The sequence below is a fragment of the Dyadobacter sp. CY347 genome (genome assembly GCF_021502655.1).
Taxonomy (GTDB): Bacteria; Bacteroidota; Bacteroidia; order Cytophagales; family Spirosomataceae; genus Dyadobacter.
The window spans coordinates 403,521-427,893 of sequence record NZ_JAKFFT010000009.1 but is presented as its reverse complement, the minus strand read 5'-3'; the positions used below and the strand labels follow the sequence as shown (position 1 = coordinate 427,893).

Annotated in this window: 22 protein-coding genes; 18 read left to right on the top strand and 4 right to left on the bottom strand. The window is 48.2% G+C overall.

Features of this window, described 5'->3' with window-relative positions:
- Positions 1-131: 131 nt before the first annotated feature.
- On the bottom strand, positions 132-1,856 hold the full coding sequence (locus L0659_RS22755; protein WP_235128872.1) for a M48 family metallopeptidase: 1,725 nt from the start codon (positions 1,854-1,856) through the stop codon (positions 132-134).
- A gap of 141 nt (positions 1,857-1,997) precedes the next feature.
- Here L0659_RS22755 and L0659_RS22750 point away from each other — a divergent pair, with 141 nt between their 5' ends.
- Positions 1,998-3,323: a Gfo/Idh/MocA family protein gene (locus tag L0659_RS22750; protein ID WP_235128871.1), complete on the top strand. Its 1,326-nt coding sequence runs from the start codon at positions 1,998-2,000 to the stop codon at positions 3,321-3,323.
- A gap of 85 nt (positions 3,324-3,408) precedes the next feature.
- Here L0659_RS22750 and L0659_RS22745 read toward each other — a convergent pair whose 3' ends face one another.
- The 3 genes from L0659_RS22745 to L0659_RS22735 are packed head-to-tail and all read right to left on the bottom strand — an operon-like array spanning position 3,409 to position 6,154.
- Positions 3,409-4,182, bottom strand: coding sequence for a LytTR family DNA-binding domain-containing protein (locus tag L0659_RS22745; protein ID WP_235128870.1), 774 nt, complete (start codon positions 4,180-4,182; stop codon positions 3,409-3,411).
- Positions 4,179-5,192, bottom strand: a complete 1,014-nt coding sequence (locus tag L0659_RS22740; protein ID WP_235128869.1) for a sensor histidine kinase — start codon at positions 5,190-5,192, stop codon at positions 4,179-4,181. The genes L0659_RS22745 and L0659_RS22740 overlap by 4 nt, the downstream gene beginning before the upstream one ends.
- A gap of 26 nt (positions 5,193-5,218) precedes the next feature.
- A complete protein-coding gene (locus L0659_RS22735) occupies positions 5,219-6,154 on the bottom strand; it encodes a hypothetical protein (RefSeq protein ID WP_235128868.1) in 936 nt (311 codons plus the stop codon).
- A 302-nt stretch (positions 6,155-6,456) separates the two neighbouring features.
- Between L0659_RS22735 and L0659_RS22730 the strand changes: the two genes are divergently transcribed.
- From L0659_RS22730 to L0659_RS22650, 17 genes are all read left to right on the top strand, one after another.
- On the top strand, positions 6,457-7,317 hold the full coding sequence (locus L0659_RS22730; RefSeq protein ID WP_255727596.1) for an ester cyclase: 861 nt from the start codon (positions 6,457-6,459) through the stop codon (positions 7,315-7,317).
- Positions 7,314-7,724: an ester cyclase gene (locus L0659_RS22725; protein ID WP_235128866.1), complete on the top strand. Its 411-nt coding sequence runs from the start codon at positions 7,314-7,316 to the stop codon at positions 7,722-7,724. Before L0659_RS22730 ends, L0659_RS22725 begins: the two co-directional genes overlap by 4 nt.
- Before the next feature lies 1 nt (position 7,725).
- Positions 7,726-8,880, top strand: coding sequence for a nuclear transport factor 2 family protein (locus L0659_RS22720; RefSeq protein ID WP_235128865.1), 1,155 nt, complete (start codon positions 7,726-7,728; stop codon positions 8,878-8,880).
- 32 nt (positions 8,881-8,912) lie between these two features.
- Positions 8,913-9,383, top strand: coding sequence for an ester cyclase (locus tag L0659_RS22715; RefSeq protein ID WP_235128864.1), 471 nt, complete (start codon positions 8,913-8,915; stop codon positions 9,381-9,383).
- A 58-nt stretch (positions 9,384-9,441) separates the two neighbouring features.
- Positions 9,442-10,269, top strand: coding sequence for a type 1 glutamine amidotransferase domain-containing protein (locus tag L0659_RS22710; protein ID WP_235128863.1), 828 nt, complete (start codon positions 9,442-9,444; stop codon positions 10,267-10,269).
- Positions 10,259-11,968 (top strand): thiamine pyrophosphate-binding protein, encoded by a 1,710-nt coding sequence (locus L0659_RS22705; RefSeq protein ID WP_235128862.1) that lies wholly within the window; start codon positions 10,259-10,261, stop codon positions 11,966-11,968. Before L0659_RS22710 ends, L0659_RS22705 begins: the two co-directional genes overlap by 11 nt.
- Before the next feature lie 35 nt (positions 11,969-12,003).
- The gene (locus L0659_RS22700; RefSeq protein ID WP_235128861.1) at positions 12,004-13,554 is read left to right on the top strand and encodes a GMC family oxidoreductase; all 1,551 of its coding nucleotides are present in this window, start codon (positions 12,004-12,006) and stop codon (positions 13,552-13,554) included.
- Positions 13,555-13,587: 33 nt separating this feature from the next.
- Entirely contained in the window at positions 13,588-14,013 is a 426-nt protein-coding gene (locus L0659_RS22695) for a hypothetical protein (RefSeq protein ID WP_235128860.1), read from the top strand.
- 35 nt (positions 14,014-14,048) lie between these two features.
- The gene (locus L0659_RS22690) at positions 14,049-14,441 is read left to right on the top strand and encodes a nuclear transport factor 2 family protein (protein ID WP_082216371.1); all 393 of its coding nucleotides are present in this window, start codon (positions 14,049-14,051) and stop codon (positions 14,439-14,441) included.
- Positions 14,442-14,469: 28 nt separating this feature from the next.
- Positions 14,470-15,048 (top strand): DJ-1/PfpI family protein, encoded by a 579-nt coding sequence (locus tag L0659_RS22685; RefSeq protein ID WP_235128859.1) that lies wholly within the window; start codon positions 14,470-14,472, stop codon positions 15,046-15,048.
- 1 nt (position 15,049) lies between these two features.
- The gene (locus L0659_RS22680; RefSeq protein ID WP_233798008.1) at positions 15,050-15,475 is read left to right on the top strand and encodes a VOC family protein; all 426 of its coding nucleotides are present in this window, start codon (positions 15,050-15,052) and stop codon (positions 15,473-15,475) included.
- A 310-nt stretch (positions 15,476-15,785) separates the two neighbouring features.
- On the top strand, positions 15,786-17,609 hold the full coding sequence (locus L0659_RS22675) for an AGE family epimerase/isomerase (RefSeq protein ID WP_235128858.1): 1,824 nt from the start codon (positions 15,786-15,788) through the stop codon (positions 17,607-17,609).
- Positions 17,610-17,636: 27 nt separating this feature from the next.
- Positions 17,637-17,975: an STAS domain-containing protein gene (locus L0659_RS22670; RefSeq protein ID WP_235128857.1), complete on the top strand. Its 339-nt coding sequence runs from the start codon at positions 17,637-17,639 to the stop codon at positions 17,973-17,975.
- A gap of 3 nt (positions 17,976-17,978) precedes the next feature.
- Positions 17,979-20,099, top strand: a complete 2,121-nt coding sequence (gene glgX, locus L0659_RS22665) for a glycogen debranching protein GlgX (RefSeq protein ID WP_235128856.1) — start codon at positions 17,979-17,981, stop codon at positions 20,097-20,099.
- 345 nt (positions 20,100-20,444) lie between these two features.
- Positions 20,445-20,765 (top strand): STAS domain-containing protein, encoded by a 321-nt coding sequence (locus L0659_RS22660; protein WP_026631490.1) that lies wholly within the window; start codon positions 20,445-20,447, stop codon positions 20,763-20,765.
- A gap of 8 nt (positions 20,766-20,773) precedes the next feature.
- A complete protein-coding gene (locus L0659_RS22655; RefSeq protein ID WP_235128855.1) occupies positions 20,774-21,202 on the top strand; it encodes an ATP-binding protein in 429 nt (142 codons plus the stop codon).
- Between the two features lie 5 nt (positions 21,203-21,207).
- Positions 21,208-24,372, top strand: coding sequence for a WD40 repeat domain-containing protein (locus L0659_RS22650; protein ID WP_235128854.1), 3,165 nt, complete (start codon positions 21,208-21,210; stop codon positions 24,370-24,372).
- The last annotated feature ends 1 nt before the right edge of the window (position 24,373 follow it).

Below are 24,373 nucleotides of genomic sequence, written 5' to 3'. Positions count from 1 at the left end.
TGTCTCATTGCATGTTATTTATGATGAGTAATGTTGATTGTTAACAAATTTTAACGAAAAAATCGTTAAAAACAATATTTAACGCAGCCATTGTCCCAGCGGTAACGTTCGATGAATAAACGGTCCAGGCGTCATCGCAGGAAAACGGAGCCGGTTGGGAGCTGTTCGGCGGCGGAGAAAGATTGTTTGTAACTGCGCTCGATTTTCGCGAGTTCTTTTGTTTTCTTTTGCGCTTTGAGGCTTTGGGCCAAGCCAATGGCCGACCAGCCGTTGCCGGGATTCCAGATCAAATCTTCACTGTAAATGCTTTCGGCGACGGCTGGTTTATTCATTTTTAATAAATAAGCACCTAAAAACTGCCGGGCAGGAATCGGCCAGTCGTTTGGTTCCGTGTAGATCAGGCCATCTTCGATTTCGATTGCATTATTCAGACTGGCGATGGTTTTGTCATAATTTTTGTCATTAAATGCGATGGCGGCTGTGAGAATTTCTCCGGCAATGTTTGCGATGGGCGTAAATGAATTAAAGGGAATGCGTCTTTTGGTCAGGATAGGATCCTTTGCTCTTTCGAGAAGTGAGTTTAGTTCCGCTTTGGCTTTCTCGCCTGCGCCGGTATTTACATAGGCCATTCCTCTTGCGAAGTTGCGGAGTAATGTGGCATATGTCCATTTCGGTTCTATTTTAGCTGTGTCTTTTAAAATTTCATCCCATTTTCCAAGCCTTACCAATGTCAGTTCTGGCAGCATGAAAAGATACTGATCATAAGGGCTTTCATATGTTGGCCCGACCGATTTTCGCAACCGGTTGGCCGCATGCATGCCTGTTTTATACAAGCCTGCACTCATTGCGCAGTATGTTTGAACCGCAAAATAATGCGGGCTATGCTTTACGAGGTTCAGGTTTTTGGCCAACGAATCGTATTGAAGCAGGGCCGCATCCGCACGATCATTCACATCCACAGCTTTCAGGAAAAAGCCATTTCGCTCGTATTCATGACTGGACATATGCACCATATGGGCAACGCCGGGCAACTGGTCCCTTAATTTATCCGCATTGGGAAGCGCCACTTCCGGGTGGCGAGAAGCTTCCGTTAAATGAATGTGGTAATGCAGCGCCGCCGGATGGTTGGGATTTTCCTTCAGAACCTGTTCGCTCAGCGTCACCACTTCATTCGTCCAGGGTTTGGGCGTGCCATCATTATTCCAGAAATCCCATGCATGTATCAGCATAACCGCGTCTACAAACAGCATTTTAATATCCTGGTCTTTTGGGAATTGAGTTATTAACTCACGCGTTTTAGCGGCATAAGCAGTGTTAAGCAACTTTCTATCGGCATCGGACGCATCAGCCGAGTAACGCTTGTTCATGACGGCGATCAGTGCCTGTTCTTTTTTTGTCGCTTGATCCGCAAGCCGATTCATTTGTTTCAAAACAGAAGGAATATTTTCTGGTTTTTTATACAAATGGGCTGCATTATAGTAGGGCCCCATAGCCAGCGCCTGTCCCCAGTAAGCCATCGCGCATGTAGGTTCCAGCCTGGCCGCTTCCTGGAAAGATGCCAGCGATTCCTTCATATGATAACCATAATACATGTTCACCCCCTGATCAAAATAAAACTGAACGCTATCGTTCTTCGTCGAGATCGGATATGAGTAATTTCCCCAGCCAGGCATGGCCGAAATGTACTTTCCATTCGCCGCCGTCCTTACATCAGCACCCGGAACGGAGCCGCATAAGGCAATGCTGGTTTGCTTAGGATTTTTTGTTTTAAACAAATCGAATGCATCAAATCGCAGTAGGAGAGCGGTTATCAGCAGGATGGGAAGCAGCAGGAAAGAGAGTAATGTATTTTTCATTTCAAATGGAGAATGTGCCGGACGGATCATTTAAATATAAAGCGATTATTTCTTTTTTGATAATCTGGGAGGCGTTTTATGGTTATGCGGTATGATAATTGCCTTCATCAGGCTTTTGAAAAACAATCAACAAACTGAAAGATGAGAGAGCCATTACAAGCCCAGCCGCCTATTTCGCGCAAGGGTTTTTTAGCATTAACAGGCAAATATGCGGCCATCGGCGCTATGAGCGGACTGGCTATTCAAAGCACAGAAAATGCTTTTGCCCAAACGCCCCTTAAAGCAACTTCACCACCCGCAAGAGTCCCCGCAAAACCAGAAGATCCAATCGTTTTGGAAAAGTGGAAATCGGAATATGATCAGCAAAGCGCGCCTACGCCAACACCGATGCCACCCGATCAACGTGTTGGTTATGCAGTGGTCGGACTAGGACATTTGTCATTGGAAGAGATCCTTCCAGCGTTAGGAATGTGCAAAAAATCGAAATTGGCCGCACTTGTGAGTGGAAGTCCTGAAAAAATGAAAAAAGTAGCGGCGCAATATGGAGTGAAACCGGAGAGCTGTTACAGCTACGAAACGTACGATCAGCTGAAAGATAATAAGGAAGTTGATGTCATTTATATTGTCTTGCCTAACGGCTTGCATAAGGAATATGTCGTGCGTGGTGCCAAGACCGGAAAGCATATTTTGTGCGAAAAACCAATGGCTAACACCGCCGAAGAATGCAAGGAAATGATCGCGGCCTGCAATAAGGCAAACGTGAAGCTGATGATCGCTTACCGCATTCAATATCAGCCGCATAACCGAAAATTGAGGGAAATTTTGCAGAAAAAGGAATTTGGGCCTGTAAAAATGGTTGAAGCCTCCAACTGCCAGAGCACCGCCAACCCGGATCACTGGCGTCATAAACTGAAACTTGCAGGAGGCGGTGTTCTGCCCGACATTGGTTTGTATTGTCTGAACACCACGCGCTTCATTCTGGGCGAAGAGCCAACCGAAGTTTTCGCTTATCAATACAGCACACCAGGCAACCCGTTATTCGCCGAAGTGGAAGAGTTTGTCTCCTGGCAAATGCGCTTCTCGAACGGCATAATCGCCAACTGTACAACACATTACAATGTTCATGAAAGTCGTCATTACAGGGTTCTTTGCGAAAAAGGCTGGCTGAATATGGACAAAGCGTATGCATACAAAGGCCAGAAGTTGTCGCAAGCCAAAGCCGACGGTCGTATGGAGCTGCACCAGGATATCGGCCTGGCCGAAACGAACCAGTTTGCGACCGAAATGGATCATTTTTCAGATTGTGTGATCAATAATAAAAAGCCGTACACGCCCGGAGAGGAAGGTTTGCAAGACCACATCATTATGGAAGCCATTTACAAGTCTGCACGCGAAGGTAAGCCCGTAAAAATCAGCTCAAACCAAACCAATGCCGCCTTGCACGGGCCTGAGCCTGAATTGGGATGATAATTGATTTTTTGGGATTTTATAGTCTAGTGAGGTTGACATTGAATTTGTTACAATGTTCACAGAGGCGTTACATTAAAGTGCTTTAAGACAATTCCTCAAACCATTTTTTGAAAACAGGCACGCGTTCTTTGCTGATCAGGATTTGATTGGCAGAGAATGGCGTTGTCCGTACGAGCAGCCTGCCGTTGAAATACAATTCAATTTCAGAAATGCATTCGCGCGAAATGATAAACTGACGGTTGGCCCGGAAAAAATTAGTAGCATCGAGTTGATTTTCAAGTTCTTCCAGAGATTTGTCTACAACGAAATTCCTGTCATCATGCAAAGTGGCTACGACGACGCCGTTTTTGATGGTTAGCCATGCAAAATCCGAATCTTTCAATGGGATCAGTTTGTCGCGATAAGGCACCAGGAAGCTTCTACGGGGGCTTTTGCGGTTGAGGATCTGGTTGTGCATGAGCTCTTCCAGATATTTTACTTTGCTGATCGCATTCTCCTCATTTAGCTGATAATATTTTTCAAGACTGAATTTTAATGATTCCTGGCGGATGGGTTTTAGCAGATAATCAATGCTGTTGAGCTTGAAGGCACGCATCGCATACTCATCATGTGCAGTTGTGAAAACGACCGGACAGCCGATAGAAATTTGTTCAAAAATTTGAAAGCAAGTCCCGTCTCCTAGCTGCACGTCAAGAAAAATCAGGTCGGGAACGGGGTTGTTGCTTAGCCAGTCAACAGCCGATTCCACACTTTCCAAAACATTCAGGATTTCAGTTTTAGGGTCAATTTTTTGTAGCAATTGCGTCAGGTACTCGCCCGCCGGCTGTTCATCTTCAATGATAAGGATTCTGGTCATGGAGCTTCTATCAATGGGACTTTTACTGTAAAATGCTGCTCATCTTGCAGCAACAATGGTTTTTGGCCGGTCTGGATCTTATAGCGTTTGTCCAGGTTTTGCAGGCCAATCCCGGTTCCGGGAGCGTGTTTCTTGTTAACCGAATTGGAGACGGTAATGTGTTTTTCCTGCTCGCTCAGCCTGAGCTCAATCATTAATATCTGATTGGAAGTGATCACATTATGCTTAATCGCGTTCTCAATCAGGATTTGCAGGGAAAGTGGGATGATATACCAATTTCTGGCTGTGTCCACGTCATGAAAGCAGAAAGCTAGTTTTTCGCCGAATCTCGCCTTATACAAGTCAAGATATGCACGGGCAGCATCCAGCTCATCTTTCAGCAGGATGAGGCTTTGGTTCTGAACTTTCAGGTTATAGCGCAAAATGTCCGACAGATCCAGCACAATGCGCTGCGCCAGATCAGGATTTGTAGCAATGGAAATGTTCAGGATGTTTAATGCATTGAACAAAAAATGCGGGTTCAGCTGGTTCTGCAATGCTTCCAGCTGGGCTTTGAGCTGCTCGCGTTTGAGCTGCTCGTTTTCCAGTCCGATCTGGTGGTTTTCCTGGGTAGTAAGCAAAAAATTCCGGAAACCAAGAATGGCGAGCAGCAACAGAATGTGATACAGATAATACACGACCCGGAAGATCAGCATATCCGAATTATCCGCATCCAGGGCCAGTTTGAGTTGAAACAGGATTTCATTGATCCCCATAAAGAGGACGATCAGCAGGAAGATCTGCACCCAGGCTTTCTGGCTGTTGAACCAGCTGGGCACATTATAAGTGTTTTGAAGGCAGACATAGACGAAGATCCACGAAAATTCAAAACTTATAATGAACTGAATGCAAATGTCGAGCACGCCCGAGCCGATCGTAGCCGGGTCAAATAATGACGTCCAGACGAAAATAAGGCGCGGAATTGTGGCAAATAAGCTCAGGATGAAACAGAGACGCCAACCTAATGACATCCCATTCCGATAGTTTAAGTCGGGGTTCATGCCAGGCTTGTCAGAAACTTGCTATTTCTTGCCGTTTTGGCGGATAGAGAATTCTTTGTCTGGATTAATGCTGCTACGGACTCGATCAGGCCGATTTCTGCATGGCTCCATTCCCGGTTATTGAGCGTGTCTTCCAGTCCTACAAAGCCAGACCAGCCCACATTGCCCTGCACAGGAACTGCCAGCATGGATTGGGCATCCTGCTGACTAAACCATTGGATCTCAGCACCCGTCATATTTCCAGACGGTTCTGTCACCGGTTTTTTAGCATCAAATAATGCAGTCCAGCGACTGAAATCAGGAATTTTCACGGTCTTGCCGGAATGTTTGGCAGGCACACCGGGTGCGGTAACTTCTATTTTCAATGTCAGATCCTGCGCATCGCCGGTTGCAGGTTGATTTTTGGTATACAAATAAATCCTGCTCAGGTCCATCACTTCCAGCAACAATAAAAATGCATTCGAAAGCGAGTCAGCAGCGAGTTCATCTTCACAGCGCGCCAGCACTTTTTTGTAAAGTGATTCGTGGTTTTGGTTGTGCTGGTCGATTTTTTTCCGGGCGTTGTTTTTCCATTTGGCCAACGTATTTTCCAGCGCGGGAATCCAGCCCAGTTTGTTGGAACAATTGATATAATAAGTCGTTTCCGTCACCGCAAGCACTCTTTCCGCGGTAACCGGGCAATGGCCCTCTGTCATCACCAGGCAGGGAAGCTGGCTGCCGAGCACGTTGGCGAGATCGGTGATCTTACCGTCGGGAAGCAGGCAGTTGGAAATCAGGAGATCGTATTTCGACTCGTAAAAAGCCTCAATAGCAAGTTGTTTGGAAGCGACTTGCCGGATACTGAACTTATAGCCGGCATAGCCAAGAGAATCTTCAAGCAAAGCCAGATATTCTTTCTGGATTGCAACGATGAGGAGGTTAAGGGGTTTCATCTTATAAACGTTTATAGCATTGCAATTATACAAACTAAAGTAGAAACAATACTACCATTTTAAACTAAATAGCTAGAAAAATAGCCGTCCGGAAAATCTCGGTTTTGTGTCGTCGGTTTGAGGCCGGGAAACAACAGGTTCACCTTTACATTTTTCAGTTTCAGTAAAAATTTGAATCGCTTCGCCAGTGTTATTGGGATATTTATGGAACAAAAGGGACAAAGAAGCGAAATTTTGTTTCGTGTCCTTGCTCACGATTTTTTTACAAAAGACAAACCCTTCAAACCATACATTTAAAAAAGATGAATGCTAATAAGTCACTTTCTCGACGATATTTTTATCAAATCATGAATGGCAAGAATGAGCAGGTTGCTCATGAGATCTTATCCGAGGATTTCGTTTTCACTTTGCCTACACATCCCGAGCCTTTCCATGGCCCGGACGGATTTTTCGGACTCGTTCAAATGCTGCACGCTTCTTTCCCCGATTTTTACATTAACCCCCAGGAAATGGTTGCCGGCGGCGACTGGGTTGTTACGCGCTGGAGAGGCGGCGGCACGCACACAGGCGGACCATTGCTTACCGTTAAAGGGAATGTGGAAGCAACCGGAAAATTCTTCGAAATAGACGGAATGACCTGGCATACGATCAAAGACGGTAAAATCGTCGAATCCATTGGTCATGAAGATACATTGGGCCTCATGCTCCAACTGGGCGTCCTGCCTTCGGAAGCGGCTCCTTCACCAGACCTGCAACACAACCAGACATTAGCAACAAGATATTTTGAAGAAATCATGAGCCAGGGCAACCTGGACGTGATAGAAGAGATCCTCGACCCGGAATTTGCCTTCATTATTCCAACTCAGCCTGAGCCGATCGCCGGATATCCGGCATTCAAAAACTTCGTAGGTTACTTACGCAACGCTTTCCCCGACATCAAGTTCACAGTAATGCGCCAGACGGCCGAAGGCAACAAAGTAGCAACACGCTGGAACATTGAAGGAACGCATCAGGGAGAATTCCTGGGCGCGGCACCAACCGGTAATCACGTAAAGGATTACGGAATCGACATTTTTACAATCAAAAACGGCAAGATCCTTTCAGTTCATGTGAATGAAAACGATTTCGGATTGATGCAGCAACTTGGAGCGATCCCCTCATGACATTAGAAGAAAACAAAGCCATCGTCCGCCGTTACTGGTTTGACTTTTGGAATGAAAAGAACATTGATACGCTGGATGAAATTGCTGTTGAAGATGTCGTTTTTCACTTTCCTCCCGGCCAGGCGCACCAGCCGCCGACATTAAGAAAATGGTTTGAAACAGCCCTAGTCGCATTTCCTGACGTGTTTTTCACATTGCATGACGAACTGGCAGAAGGCGATAAAGTGGTGAGCCGCTGGTCATATGAAGCCACGAACACTGGTAATTTTCTCGGAAGGGAAACCACTAGCATTCGGGTAAGAGATCAGGGAATTGACATATTCCGCATTGAAAACGGGAAGATCGTTGAAATGTGGGTTGCCCAGGACAGTCTGGGTTTGCTGCAACAATTGAAAGTGATTCAGTAAAATGGAAAAAGCAGTTGTCCGTCATTTTATAAACAGAGGCGGGCAGCTTCCGGTGAAGCCGGTGATCATTATAGATTTCGATCCGGATACGGACGTGCTGATCATCGACGAACCCGGGCTTTCCAGAAAAGACCTGGTTTTTGAACAGGATTTGAATGATACAGTAATCAGGCTGTCCGATTCATTTATAATCCTGGCCACATTGAAAAATGTCAATGCGATTGATCTGGATCCGGTCCCGTTTTTGAAAAGGTTTTATAATGCATTGGCTGAAAATGATATAGATGAAATTCTCATATTTCTCGCAGACGATGTTTTGTGGGAAATGGGTGGGCCACAAGATATTTTGCCCTGGGCTGGCAAGTGGGAAGGAAAGGCAGAGGTTACCCGATTTTTTGAATTTCAAAGTAAAAGATTGGCTTTTGAAAAACTAAATCCAACCCGGTTTGTAGCGCAGGGAAATACGGTTGCGGTGGTGCTGGAAGGAAATGGTGAAACAAAATCAGGAAAGGCTTTTGCAGGTGGCGTAGTGCAATGGGTGACAGTCAGAAACGGGAAGATAGCCCATTTACAATGTTACCGGGATACTTTTCCAATCATTGAAGCATTGCACGGCGGAAGGCCTTTTAAGGTTGATGCGAGTGAAACTGGTTCTCAACATTATGTCAATCAGCCCATTGCTTCATTAAGAACAACGGACAGCATTGTGTTTGATGAAGCGGTTTTTGATAATGTGCCTGCAACCGTAAAGTCCGCAAGGGCCATGTATGCCGCGTTGCAGGGACTGAAATCCGAGGACGTTCGGAAAGCATTCGCGCCCAATGTTATCTGGCACATGTTCGGGCCGCGTGACATTATCGCATGGGCTGGCGAGCGCATAGGGCCGATCGCAGCCGTTGAATCGGCAAGGCAGATTATTGAAACAATGCGTTTTGATCATTTCAAAGCGGTCAGGATGATTTATCAGGACAATGTTGCAGCCGTTCTGATCGATGAACCAGGCGTTTCAAAAGCAACTGGATTGTCGTTTCATACGAGCGTTGTGCACATTGTAGTTGTGAATGAAGACGGAAAAGTGGCCTCGATCCACAACTACGTGAATACAGCCGAAATAGTAGAAGCCTTTCTGGGCGGCAGACCTTATACAGTGAATTGAACAGAACATTAACCCTTAAAAAAGAAGAAAGCATGTCACTTACAGCAGAACAAAACAATGCGATTTGCGTAGAATTTTTCGAAACAGCCTGGAATACAGGTATTGTGCGCGAAGATTTACTGGCATCCGACGCGATAGACCACTCACAAGTGGGCGGAAAAACCGTTTCTGAGCCGGGTTCGGCCAGTTTTAAAGGCATCGTGGGCATGTTCCGCGGCGCTATGCCTGATGCAAAGCTTAGTATTGAAGATCAGATATATGTAGCCGACAAAGTGGTGCACAGATGGAGACTGAACGGCACCGACACAGGCGGTGTAATGGGCATGCCGCCATCCGGAAAATCCATCACATTAACTGGCACAACCACAGCCCGCATGAAAGACGGCAAGATCGCCGAGCGCTGGGCTAATGTGGACGAATTGGGCCTTTTGCAGCAATTAGGCGTAGTTCCTCCACCTCCGGGAGCCGCTTCTCCGGGAGCCGCCGCTCCGGGAGCGCATTGATAAAGCATTTGTAAACTCTCCTCGACATTGTTTTTAAAATTATTCAAACCCGAATTTTATGTCTAAAAAAGTACTCGCCATTTTATCAGAATACGGATATTGGGGCATTGAGCTGGTAGGCCCGCTCGAAAAACTGGAAGAAGCCGGTTACACCGTGGATTTCATCACACCCAATGGCAAAAAGGCAGAAGCATTGCCTCCGAGCTATGATACGACTTACGTAGATCCTCCTCTTGGCGTGTGCGTTACCACACAGCTCGCCGCAGACAAAGTGAATGCTTTTGAAGCAACAAACCGTTTGGAAAAAACATTGAACCTGTCGGAAGTGATCCCGCAGCGTCCTTACTTTTCCACGCCTGATTTCCTTCGCGCATTTGAAAAATATTACGCAGATCTTAAAATCGCACAGGACAAACTGACCGAAGAATACGACGCAGTTTTCCTGGTAGGCGGCAGCGGCCCGATCATTGACATGGTGAACAACCAGCGCGTGCATGATGTGATCCTTGCTTTTTACAAAAAACAAATGCCTGTTGCCGGAATCTGCTATGGCGTTGCGCCGCTTGTTTTTGCAAGAGATTTCAACGAACGCAATTCCATTATTAAAGGAAAACACGTTACAGGTCACTGCATTGAGTACGATTACCACGATGGAACCGGCTTCCTGCACACCGATCTGAACATGGGGCCCCCGCCATATGTTTTGGAATACATTCTTTCAGACGCCGTTGGGCCAGAAGGACAATATCATGGAAATTTTGGTAAAGAAACTTCCGTAATCGTTGACTATCCATTTATCACAGGCCGTTCATTGCAATGTTCCTTCGAATTCGGAGAGCAGTTTGTGAACGTTTTGGACAAAGGCCTCACACGTTATGGCTGGTAAAACCGGGAATCAGAAGATCATTGAACAATTCCTTGCGGATGGCATGGATTACATGTTCGGCAACCCCGGCACAGTAGAGCAAGGTTTCCTTGACGCCCTGGCCGAGTATCCCGACATGAAATACATCCTCACTTTGCAGGAAACAATTGCAGTCATGATGGGAGACGGTTATGCCCGCGCTACCCAGAAGCCAACATTGGTCCAGCTGCACAGTTCACCTGGCATTGGCAATGCAGTAGGCGCTGTGTATCAGGCCAAAAGAGGTCATGCGCCGCTGGTGGTGATCGGGTCGGATGCGGGTGTGCAATACATGAATATGGATGCGCAAATGGCCAATGACCTGGTAGCCATGATGGCGCCTGTCACCAAATACGCAACGGTTGCAACGTCTTCAAAATCGCTGTTACGGACATTGCGCCGGGCAGTAAAAATAGCATCAACGCCGCCTATGGGGCCGGTTTATGTTTGCCTGCCTATGGATGTGCTCGACGAGATCAACGATGAGCCCGTATTCCCAAGCTGCATTCCGTCCACGCGGGTTTCGCCTGCGCCGGAACTGATTGAGCAGTCAGCGGAAATGTTGCTGGCAGCCGAAAAGCCGATAATTTTCGTCGGTGACGGCATTGCTTATTCAGATGCAATCCCAGAGCTTACGCAGGTTGCGGAGCTTTTGGGGGCGGAAGTTTACGGTGTCGAATTCGGGGATCTCGTCATGGACAATACGCATCCATTGTACCAGGGCACAACAGGCCATATGTTCGGGTCTTACAGTCAGCCTATTACGATGAAGGGCGATGCGAACCTCGTTGTAGGGACGTATATGTTGCCGGAGGTTTTTCCTGAGTTAGGAGAAATTTATGCGCCGGATGCCAAGGTGATCCATTTTGATCTCAATGCTTATGAGATCGCCAAAAATCACCGTGTCGACCTCGGTGTTGTAAGCGATCCCAAACTTTCACTCGCTGCATTAGCCCAGGCGATTGAAGCTTCCATGACAGCGGAACAGAGGACAAAAGCCCAGCAACGTATAGAGCAAATCGGTAATGCTAAGCATGCCAGAATTGCAGCCGAAAAAGAAGCCGATGACCAGCAGCAAGGCAAGTCGCCGCTGCATATGTCGCAATTCACGAAAGTGCTCGCCGAAAAGCTGGATCAGGATGAAACCATCATTTTTGACGAAGCATTGACCAGCTCAGCCGCAGTAAGCCGTTATCTTCCGCCTAAGCTGGCCAAACAATACTTTTTTACGCGCGGCGGTTCGCTGGGTGTGGGCTTTCCAGGTGCGATCGGAGCCAAGATGGCCAATCCTGAAAAAACCGTGATCGGTTTCTCGGGCGACGGCGGAAGCATGTACACGATCCAGACATTATGGTCGGCGGTGCGGCATAATACGGGAGCCAAGTTTGTGGTTTGCAACAATGGTTCGTACAAATTGCTGCAACTCAACATTGATCAATACTGGCAGGAACGTGAAATTCCGAAACACGAGCATCCGCTGCCATTTGACCTTTCCTATCCCGCGATCCGGTTTGACCTTTTGGCTCAATCCATGGGCGTGGAAGCGGTAAGGGTTGAAAAAGAAGAAGAAATTTTGCCCGCTATCGAAAGAATGCTGGCCAACGATAAGCCCTTTTTGATCGACCTGGTGCTGGAAGGCAACCACAAGTCGGACTGGGTGAAAGTGAATTGCTCGCAATAACCAACAACGCTCCTCCATTTTTAATAATGGTAAACATGAGATTTGATTACATTATCGTTGGCGCAGGGGCTGCCGGGAGCGTGCTGGCCAACCGCCTGAGCGCCAACCCGGACACGAAAGTGCTGCTCATCGAAGCCGGAAAACCTGATAAGGAGCCTGCAATCCAGGATCCGGGCGGCTTTGTGAGCCTCTGGGGATCGGATATGGACTGGCAATTGCAGACCACGCAACAAGCTGGTTTGAGTGGCCGATCCATTACGATCAATCAAGGAAAGGTTTTAGGAGGCAGCACCTCGATCAATGCAATGATGTACGTCCGTGGTAACCCTGCAAACTTCGATCAATGGGAAGCCATGGGAGCGAAAGGATGGGGTTATGAGGCTGTTTTGCCTTTTTTCAAAAGATCTGAAAATTTTGAAAACGGCGCTTCTGAATTTCATGCAACCGGCGGCGAACTGAGCATTCGGGACTGTCCGGACGAGGTGATGCGTTCGGAGCATTTTCTGGAAGGCGCAACGCAGCTGGGCTACGACGGCCCGAACTGGGATTACAATGGTGCCCGCCAGGAAAACGGTGCGGGATTGCTACAATTTCACATTGATAAAAATGATCACCGCGACAGCGGCGCATCGGCTTTCTTACATTCAATTTCTGAAAGGGGAAATTTGACGATCGTTACCGGTGCGCTGGTTTCCAGGATCTTAATCGAAGATAAATGGGCAGTTGGCGTCGAGTTTATCGCCGACCACGGTCAGAAAGCGCAAGCATTTGGTGAAAAAGAAATCATCATATCAGCAGGCGCACTGGGTTCCCCAAAACTATTGCTTTTGTCAGGAATCGGGCCTGCTGAGGAATTGGCAGAAGTTGGCATTGAGGTTGTTAAGGATTTACCGGGTGTTGGTAAAAATTTGCAGGACCATTTGCAGCTGCCGATGATTTTTAGGTCAAAAATCCCGATGCCGAATACGACATTGCTTACGGGTAATGCGCTGTTTATCAATACAAAAAATGACGGTAGCGTGGTGGATTTGCAAATCAATTTTACACCGAGCCTGCCGCAGCCCTTAGCACCGATTTTGCCGGATCTGGGCGGCCCGGTCTGCATATTTTTGCCGATTCTGGTTCAGCCGGAAAGTCGGGGAGAAGTAATGTTAAGGTCTAAAAATGCTGCTGACGCGCCCATTATCAATCCCAATTACCTGGAAAATGAGGCTGATGTAACTGTGCTTTCTAAGGCCGTTGAACTGGTGAGAAAGCTGGCTAACACACCTAAATTCCTGGAACTGAATGGCGGCGAAATGGTTCCTGGTGCGGACGCAGACATTGAAGCATTTGTTCGCTCGCAGAGCACTACGATCTGGCATCCGGCCGGAACCTGTAAGATGGGCAATGACACAATGTCGGTTGTTGACTCCAAATTAAAAGTCCACGGCATTCAGAATCTGCGCGTTGCGGATGCTTCCGTTATGCCAACTGTTACAAGTGGAAATACTGTTGCCGCCTGTTTCATGATCGGTGAAAAAGCGTCCGATATGATTATCTCCGCACATCCGGTTGCTGATCTGAAAAAGAGTCTAATCAATTGATTGAATTATAATTAACCTAAAAAATAAAATACAATGCTAACGCAGGAAGCAATTAAAGCACTGGCGCTTGACTGGTATAAAAAGCTGGATGTCCACGTCCCTATGGTTGAAGTTTTGCCGCTGCTTGCAGATGCAGAACTCGAAATGGTTTTCCCGGAGGCAACAGTTTATGGTTATGCAGGATTTGAAGGCTGGTTTCAGCGCGTGATCCGCATTTTCTTTGACGAAGTGCACACGGTAAAACTCGTAGAGTCTGAAATAACGGGTGATACTGCGGTTGTGAAAGTGGTGGTTCAATGGGAGGCGAGCGTTTGGAATGCACCTGAGCCATTCAGCAAACGGATCAAATGTGATGCTTTTCAAACCTGGGAAGTAAAGCTGACAGACGCCGGAAAGGTGGTCATTACCAAATACATTGTTGACGGACTTGAATATCATGAAGGATCAGCGACGCTATAAATCAGGTTATTAACCCTTCTTTATTAAACCAAATTATGAAAAACGTACCGGATACCAAGTTGGGAAGGATGTACAAAGAACACATCCAGCACATTCTTGATAAAAATATCGACGCGCTCCTCGACCAATATACAGACGACGCCACATTGATCAGCAGCTTTTCCAAATCGCCGGTTATCTACAAAGGCCGCGACCAGGTGAACGAGCATATGCAAGGCATTCTGGGCATCGACGGACTCGAAACAGACATCGTGTTCTGGGCCGAAACTGAAAATCCTGAAACATTGATGATCACCGAACAGATTACCATGACGGTCGGTGGCGAGAAAAGTGAAATGCGTTTTGCGGACAGCTGGGTGCTGCAAGATGGAAAAATTGCCATTCACTTTGCAGGAATGGTTCAGCATCCCGACGGAACATTAGCCTAATTTAAAATAACCCCTAAACCCTTTCATCATGAAACTGGCAGGAAAAAAAATCGGTGTGCTCTTGGAAGCCGATTATTTTGAGAACGAAATTTTCTACTACAAATTCCGCTTTCCCGAAGAAGGCGCTGAGCTGCATTTTCTGACAAGGTTATGGGGGCAGGATAAACTCACATTCCTCGGGCACGAATACCGCGCACCGATGGATTGCTGGGAAACATTTGAGAACATGAGCGACGAAGAGCTGCGCACTTATGACGCCATTATCGTGCCGTCGGGCATGGTGTCAGACCGTCTTCGCTACACCGAAGACGTGGAAAAAATCCCGCCTGCTACTGAATTCCTTAAACGCGTTTTTGCTGAACCAGGCATTTTGAAAGGCATTATCTGCCACGGATTATGGCTTACCGCGCCGGCTACTGAGCTCGTTCGGGACCGCAAACTGGTTTGCCATAATAACCTGATCGGCGATGCAAAAGCATATGGAGCGATTTATACCAATGAAGATGTGGTTGTGGACGGCGATCTGATCACCGGACGCTCGGGCGGACATGCGCATTTGTTTGCCAAAAAGATCATTGAAACATTGTCAGCAGCTAACCAGAACTAACATGAGCGCGACATTTTTCCACCTGGCACTGACCGTTCGGAACCTAGCTAAATTCGAGGAGTTTTATTCAAAATATTTTGGCTTTCGACGTGCAAGGGTCATCAGTCTGGGCGACGACGCCGAGCTGGTTTTTCTCAAAAATGACGACAACATTTACTTCGAAATCTTCCCGCCCGAAGAAGACCGTCCTTACCCGATGTCCGAAGCAGACGGCCCGCATTATCCTGGATTACGGCACATTGCATTTTCCGTGGACGACATTGACGCCAAAGTGGAAAGCATGGGAGAAGACGCCGTCATCACCCTAGGCCCCCTGCACTTCGACGACGTAATCGAAGGCTGGAAAACCGTCTGGCTCAAAGACCCGGAAGGCAACATTATCGAAATCACCCAGGGCTATAAGGATCAGGAAGATCTTGTGGCGTAGCTTGTTAGCCTAAGCGGCCTGCCGCGCGAGCAGCGCAGGTGCGATACTCCTTCGTAAGTAGCGGCCTTCGACTCCGCTCAGGCTGACAGGGCGTCGTCACCCTGAGCGGACGGGGCCGCCGGTCGAAGGGAAGACCAGCCACGCCTGTCACCCTGAGCGGAGTCGAAGGGAAGACCAGCAAAGGGAAGACCAGCCACGCCTGTCACCCTGAGCGGACCGGGCCGCCGGGCGGCCGAAGGGAAGACCAGCAACGGGAAGACCAGCAAACGTAAACCATTCACTAAATCAAAACACCTTTACCAACTAACGCATGAATATAAATTTCACTTTTTCAGATACCATTGCAGGGTATATCACGGGATATAATGCAGAGGAACGCTGGTTTACCGTGGAGACGTCGGATAAGCGTCCTTTTAAGATCAACTTGATCGCTTCCACCTATGCACGCGGCGTGCAGAACCTGACAGAAGGCTGGCAGGATCCGGGCGATATCGCTCCGTTTTTGTCTACCAATGGCCAGTACGTTTTCGCTTACGGGACATTCTATCCAAATGCAGGCGCGGACGAATCAACATTCGAAGCGCAGCAGCTGATTTTCCCGGGTAAGGAGCCAAAAGCCTATCGCCACGAGGAGCAGAATTACTGGATCACGCAGATCAGCTCGATTGCTTCCAGCTATCTGAAATGGCAGTTTGATTATCCAAAAGAGGAGATCAATTATAAAAATTACCGCACAATGCTCCATTTGGGAGGTTCCAAAAAAGGGGATTACTTGCAGGAAACAGACACGATTTCAAGAATGGTTTACGGATTTGCCTCGGCATATCTGTTGACCGGAAAAGACGAATTTCTGGAAGGTGCGGAACTTGGAACAGAATATCTGCGCGACCATATGCGCTTTTTTGACCAGGACGATGACCTCGTTTACTGGTATCACGGCTTGAAAGTGGAAGGTCAGAAAGAAACCAAATTGTTGACTTCGGAATTTGGCGACGACCTGGATTCGCTTCCTATGTACGAGCAGATCTACGCACTGGCAGGCCCGACGCAGACCTACCGCATCACGGGCGATCAGCGCATCCGCGACGACATTGACAAGACTATTGACCTGTTTGAAAAATATTTCAAAGACCACGACGGCGAAGGTTATTTCTCCCACTTGCACCCGATCACATTGGATGCACACGAGGAATCTCTGGCGCATAACAAAGCACGCAAAAACTGGAACTCGGTAGGGGACCACGCACCGGCTTACCTGATCAACCTTTGGCTGGCGAGCGGTGAGCAGAAGCATGCGGACTTTTTGGAATACACATTTGACACCATTACCAGGCATTTCCCGGATTACGAAAACAGCCCGTTTGTTCAGGAGAAATTCTTCGAGGATTGGAGCAAAGACCAAACCTGGGGATGGCAGCAAAATCGCGCAGTTGTAGGCCACAACCTGAAAATCGCGTGGAATTTGATCCGTCAGCAGTCGCTTACACCGAAAGAAGAATATCTTGCATTTGCCAAAAAAATCGCTGAACTGATGCCAGCAGCGGGCTCCGATCAGCAGCGTGGCGGCTGGTATGACGTTGTGGAACGCGTGCAGAAAACGGGTGATAAGCACCAGTTTGTATGGCACGACCGCAAAGCATGGTGGCAACAGGAGCAAGCAATCCTTGCTTACCTGATCATGTACGGTGTTCTGGGTGATGAAGAATACGAAAAACAAGCGCGTGAGGCAGCGGCATTCTACAATGCATTCTTCCTGGATAATGATGATGGCGGGGTGTATTTCAACGTGTTGGGCAATGGTATGCCGTATCTTCTGGGAACAGAGCGTTTCAAGGGAAGCCACTCAATGAGTGCGTATCACAGCACGGAACTATGCTATCTGTCAGCAGTTTATATCAATTTGCTGATCACCAAGCAGCCAACCTATTTTTACTTTAAGCCTTATCCAAACGGCTGGAAGGACAACATTCTCCGCGTTTCGCCGGACATTTTGCCTCCTGGAAGCGTGTACATCAGCGAAGTGTTTATTGATGATCAGCCTTACACAGATTTCGATGCCTATGCACTTACCGTGAAACTTCCTGACACAGAGGATCGTATCCGCGTGAAAGTACAGATCAGTTCGGCCAAGTAATTTGAACCACATTAAGACATTATTCAGATGAAAGTTACCATTACGGATCAGGAGGAAATTACGGTTGTTGCGGTCTCCGGCGATATTGACAGCAAAACGGCGCCTGAATTTGAAAGAAATTCAAGGCTGGCCATGGACAAAAGCAAAAACATCGCAATTGATCTCACCGATGTGGGTTTCATGTCCAGCGCCGGGCTGCGCGTGTTGCTGATGGTTTACCGGAATATCAGGTCGCAGGAAGGTAAAGTGGTGCTTGTGGGAGTTTCTGAGGAAATTCAGGATGTGATGTCCACCACCGGTTTTATCAACTTTTTTACGATCGTGGAAAAGCCGGAAGACGGGGTTGCATTCCTAAAACAAGACTAATCCATGGCAACAGATATCAGGATTGATTACTACCCGACGCACGAGCAGCAGGGGATCAAGTTCAGACGCGGACATGCGTTGCCATTCGGCGCAACCATGGTTCCGAACGGGATCAATTTCAGCATTTATTCCAGCGAAGCCATCGACTGTACGCTCGTATTGTTCGAAAGGGGCGAAGCGGAACCGTTTGCCGAGATCCGTTTCCCCGAGGAGTTCCGGACAGGCAATGTGTACTCCATGATCGTTTTTGATCTGGATTACGAGCGCCTCGAATATGGTTACCGCATGGACGGCCCTTTCAAGCCCGAGGAAGGTCATCGTTTTGACAAAAGCATTATACTCAGCGATCCCTACGCCAAAGCCATTGGCGGACGGGATTCCTGGTTGGCCAAACCCAATTGGGACAACATTTATCCCTATCGCTCGCGCCTCGTCTTCGAGGATTTCGACTGGGAAAATGACCACCCGCTGGAAACGCCGATCGAGGATCTGGTGATCTATGAAATGCACGTACGCGGTTTTACGCAGCATCCATCATCCAATGTTAAGAATCCGGGCACATTTGCGGCCATCCGCAGCAAAGTGGCTTACCTGAAAGATCTGGGTATTAATTGTGTGGAGCTGATGCCGATTTATGAATTTGATGAATGGGAAAACAGCAAGGAAAACCCGGTTACGGGCGGCTTGATCGTGAATTTCTGGGGTTATAGCACGGTTAATTTCTTTTCTCCAAAAGCAGGTTATGCTGCCACAGGGAAGTTCGGCATGCAGGTGGATGAGCTGAAAACACTTGTGAAAGAACTTCATAAAAACGGCATTGAAGTAATGCTGGACGTGGTTTTCAATCACACCGCCGAAGGCGATCACCGCGGGCATACGATCTCTTTCAGGGGAATTGATAACAAAACCTATTACATGCTCACGCCTGAGGGTTACTATTTCAATTTCTCAGGAACGGGCAATACATTGAACTGCAACAATCCGGTGGTGCGGAATATGGTTTTAGACTGTCTGCGTTACTGGGCAGCCGATTACCACATTGATGGTTTCCGTTTCGACCTCGCCGCCATTCTCGGCCGCGACCAGAACGGAGCGCCATTAAGCAATCCGCCCTTGCTGGAATCACTCGCATATGACCCGATTTTAGCGAAATGCAAGCTCGTGGCAGAAGCGTGGGATGCCGGCGGATTATACCAGGTTGGTTCTTTCCCCGCTTATGGACGGTGGGCCGAATGGAACGGAAAATACCGCGACTCAATACGGAAATTCCTGAAAGGGGACGAAGGTTTGGTTGGAGAAATCGCGCAATGCATCCAGGGATGGCCCGATCTGTACTATTACAGAGGCCCGACGGCCAGCATTAACTTCATCGCTTGCCACGACGGTTTCACCCTTTATGACCTTTTTGCTTATAATGAAAAACACAACGAAGCGAATGGAGAGAATAACAATGATGGTGGTAATGATAACCATTCATGGAATTGTGGGGTGGAAGGTGAGACGGAAGATCCGTACATTAATCAGCTACGTCACAAGCAGATAAAGAATGCACTGTCGATCCTGATGGTAAGCCAAGGCGTGCCGATGATCCTTTCGGGCGATGAAGTGGGGGTTACCAAAAACGGTAATAACAACACCTATTGCCACGATAACGAGCTCAACTGGCTGGATTGGAGCCTGATGGAAAAAAACGCGGACATTTATCGTTTCGCGCAACACATCATGCGCTTCCGCCGTGCCCACCCGGTACTGAGGAGCAGGACGCATTTCCAGCACAAAGATTACGTAGGAAGCGGTTTTGCGGACATCACATTCCACGGAACCCAAGCCTGGCAACCGGACTTTTCACCCAGCAGCCGCTGCCTGGCATTCATGCTAGACGGCGCCCACGCCAAAAGCGGAACCATCGTCGACGATTCCATCTACGTAGCGATGAACTCCCACTGGGACGGCCTGTATTACGAACTCCCACCACTCCCGAATGGACAAAGCTGGCACCTGGCCGTAAACACGGACATGCCTTCCGGTGACGACATTTATGAAGTAGGCAAGGAGCCGCGGTTGGAAGATCAGGGTAGGTTTTTGGTTGGCGGGAGAGCGACGGTTGTTTTGGTTGGGAAGTAACCCTTCGGCTACGCTCAGGGTGACAGGGTCGGGGAGCCCTTCGACCGCCCGGCGGTCCGGTCCGCTCAGGGTGACAGGGCGTTGGGGATGCCCTTCGACTACGCTCAGGGTGACAAGTCAAGTTGCACGACGACAGTTGTCCGCGACAGCGGAACGCCCTGTCAGCCTGAGCGGAGTCGAAGGCACGTCCCAGACGCCGCTCACAAGCAGAAGAGCCCTGTCAGCCTGAGCGTACCGGGCCGCCGGGCGGTCGAAGGCACGTGCACGACGCGGCCAACAAGCAGGAGCACTAGCACTGACATTTACATTTAAATCATTTGTTTCAAAATTTATAAAAACAACATCATGGCATTTCAAATAGAATCCCTAATAGAAAACCAGGAAGCGCGCTTTACTTTGCATGGCGAGTTGGATTCGCTTTCTGCGCGTGTTTTTCAGACTGAAATTGAGAAAATTGCTAACCAGCCGATTGATTCGTTGGTGCTTGATATGGAGGACCTTAACTTTATGTCTTCTGCCGGGCTCCGGGTTTTGATTTATTCCAAACAGAAAATCGGGCCGAAATTATCCATTTACATTGTGAAGCCGCAGGAACTGATCGTTGACACGCTTACTAAAACAGGCTTGCAGCACAGCGTTACAATCGTTGACCAATATCCAGTCTAACATCTCGCATGATGGAATCGAAAAGTTTTCCAGGCACTGTTGATTCTCTCGATTCCCTGCGGGAATACATTGGTGAGCTTTCACAGCAGGCTGGTTTGGCAAAAAAGCCAACTTACAGCCTCAAACTGGCGGTCGATGAGATTGCTACGAACATTATTTTGTACGGATATCAGGAACCAGGTATCGAAGCGGATTTTCAGGTTTTGAGTGACATCACGCCCGAGAAACTGGTGGTAATCCTGGAAGACATTGCTGCTCCTTTTGACCCGCTCACGAAAGAACTGCCTAATACGCAGGACCTGACGCTTTCGCTGGAAGAACGCGGCATTGGGGGCCTGGGTATTTTCCTGACCATCAATGGTGTAGATGAGTTTTCCTATGAGTATGCCGATGGAAAGAATCGTAACAAATTCGTAATGAAAATTGCTGCAACCTGAAAAATATGGTTGAGAATTCTACTGTTGCCAATCCATTTCCGGGCCTTAGAAGTTATGATTATGAAGATCATGCTTTGTTCTTCGGCAGGGACGCGCACATCCGGGAGTTGAAAAACAAACTCCTGGATGGGCGCTTTCTTGCGTTGATCGGTTCGTCGGGAAGTGGGAAATCTTCTTTGATTAAAGCGGGCCTGATCCCTTCACTGGAAGAAGGCGATGCAAACCGCTGGAAAGTGATCATTTTCCGGCCGGGTGGAAATCCGGTCAGGAATTTTGTGGAGGCGGTGAAAACGGCTTTGCGAAACGATGACCCGATCTGGGACACCCGCGATCCGTTGTCTTTGGAAAAAGAGTTGAGCATTGATCCCAGAGTCGCATTAACATTGCTCTCAGCGATCCGTGACCAGAAAATTTTACTGGTAATCGACCAGTTTGAGGAACTCTTTCGCTATGAGCTTTCGGAAGATTTTTCTGGTAAAAACAGGACCAATGCATTTGTAAAACTGCTGATCACGCTCATTAACCAACGCGAGCTTCCCGTGCATGCGGTGATTACGATGCGTTCCGATTACCTGGATCACTGCACGGAATTCAATGGATTAACCGAGATCATTAACAAAGGCTATTACCTGCTTCCGAAGATGAACCCGGATGAGGTGAAGCAGGTGATCGTGGGTCCGGTCGAGTCCACGGGCGCAAGCATTGAGCCGGAACTTGTAATGGGATTGCTCAAAGAACTCGCTGACAATCCGGATTTCCTGCCCATTTTGCAACACGCATTAATGCGCACCTGGGATCGTTGGAAGTCGACAAAACCATTCTCATCACCCATTGCCCGATCTGATTATGAGGCAATCGGGACCATGCAGGAGTCTATCACCCTGCATGCGGAAGAAATATACACACAGCGGCTCGACGAAAAAAGACGGAATGCAGCTGCCAAACTTTTCAAATCGCTCATCGTCCTCGGCCCAAGCGACACGTCCTCGCTGCACCCGACCGTTTTGCGCGAGATCATCCAAATCACCGGCATTCCTGATTATCTGCTGATCGATGTGATCATGGTTTTCAGGGAAAATGGCGTGTCCATCCTGACACCAAAACCGGGCGTAAAGATTGACCACGACTCTATCATAGATGTTTCGGTTGAAAAAGTGCTCACATTCTGGGAGCGGTGCAGGAAGTGGATTGAAGAGGAGCTGGAATCTGCAAAACTATACAAACAACTCAGTTACTCGGCTTCGCTTTACCAGGAAGGCCGTACCGGGCTTTGGGTCAATCCCGAACTGCAACTGGGACTTAAATGGCTGAAAGAAAGCGAACCCACATTAGAATGGGCGCAGCGTTATGACCCGTTTTTCGAGCGGGCAACCAATTTTTTAGATTATAGTAAAAAACAATACGAGCTTGAAGTCCGCCAGAAGGAAGACCGTCAGAAACGCGAATTGCGCAAAGCCAGAATATTTGCTTCTGTACTTGGGATCAGCTCATTGGTATCATTGTTATTCCTGATCGTGGCGCTGGTATTACGTACGCAAGCGCAACAGAGTGAGAAAACAGCATTAGAGAAAGAAAGCCTGGCATTGGAAGAGCGAAAACGTGCTGAGGATCAGACGCGTGAGGCCATTTCACAAAAGAAAATTGCAGAACAGCAAGGCACATTTGCTGAATTGCAAAAGACATTAACGGAAGAACAAAAAGGAATCGCGGTAAGGGAGCAGGAGAAGGCAGTGAAGGAGAGCATTGCCGCAACAATCGCCAGGGAAATCGCCGAGGAACAGAAAATTCAGGCCGATAATGCCAGAAAAGCGGCGGTGGAATCTCAGAAACAAACAGAAATTCAAAAAGAATATGCGGTAAGCGCGCAAAAAGAGTCGGATCGCCAGAAAGTGTATGCGCAATCGGCTCAAAAAGAAGCGGAAAGGTCGCGCAATGATGCATTGAAACAGCGCTCCAAAGCAGTGGCACGTTTCATCGCCATCCAGTCTTTTCAAATGCCCGCGGGTGATGAATTGACTGCCTTACTTGCATTGAAAGCGTATGATTTTAATATAAAAAATGGCGGGGAGCGTGAGAACCCGGACATTTTCAATGCATTATCCAAAGCTGCGGGCGCTAAGGCGACATTGATTGCGCATAATGACATTGTCCGCGTCATTGCCGAGCCGCAAGCCAGTAATTCGCTTTTTGCGACCGCTGGGGACGATGGTGTGGTGAGCCTCTGGAATTATATGACGCCCGCGGTAAAGCCGCTTTTATTCCGCAATCCCAAGCAGACGTTCAGGAGCATTCGTTCGATGGCTTTTATGCCGGATGGGAAAGCTTTTTTTACAGGCTCTTCCAATGGTCAGATCGTGCGCTGGGACGGTGTTACGCCTGGATCGCTGCCTGCTAAGACTATTGTCGGCCACGACGGCATTGTGTTTTCCATGCATGTCAGGAACATTAACAACAAGCCGCATTTGATCACAGTAAGCTCTGCCGGCCAGCTGAGGCTCTGGGACATCAGCGATAAAAAGCTGGATGTGCTGAAAAATGTGAACCTGGGCACTGAAATCGCATCTGTTGAACTCCTGGCCGATGGCCGTTTCATGTTTTTGGCAACCGGAACCGGCAAGCTCATCCGTGTTGACCTTACAAAGCTGGATATCAAACCCGCAGAATATAACCTCCCCGGCTTCCGCGGCCGACTGCTCTCCATGGCATTCACGCCGGACCAGAAACATCTGTATTTCGGCACAAGCTCGGGTATGCTCTACAATGTGCGCATGAGCAACGACGAACCGGTCCCAAACTCACTGAACGGCACGCAGGGAACGCACACCTCCGGCATCACGAGCATTGCATTCGCGCCCGACGGAAGCCGCATCGCAACTGCTTGTTATGACTGGAAAATACGCATCTGGAATGCAAAAGAGGATATTTCAAAACAACAGCCGGTGTTGCTGAGCGATTTTGACTACTGGGTGATGGACGTTCAGTTCAGCCGCGATGGCAGCAAGTTGCTGGCCGCCGGGGCGGATAAAACGGTCCGGGTCTGGGACATTAATTCAGCCGCATTATTTGCCGAAGTTTCTAAAAAAGTGAAGCGCGAACTGACCGAGGAAGAATGGGACCAATACATCGGAAAGGATATTCCTTACGAAAAGCTGTCCCGGAACATCAGATAAT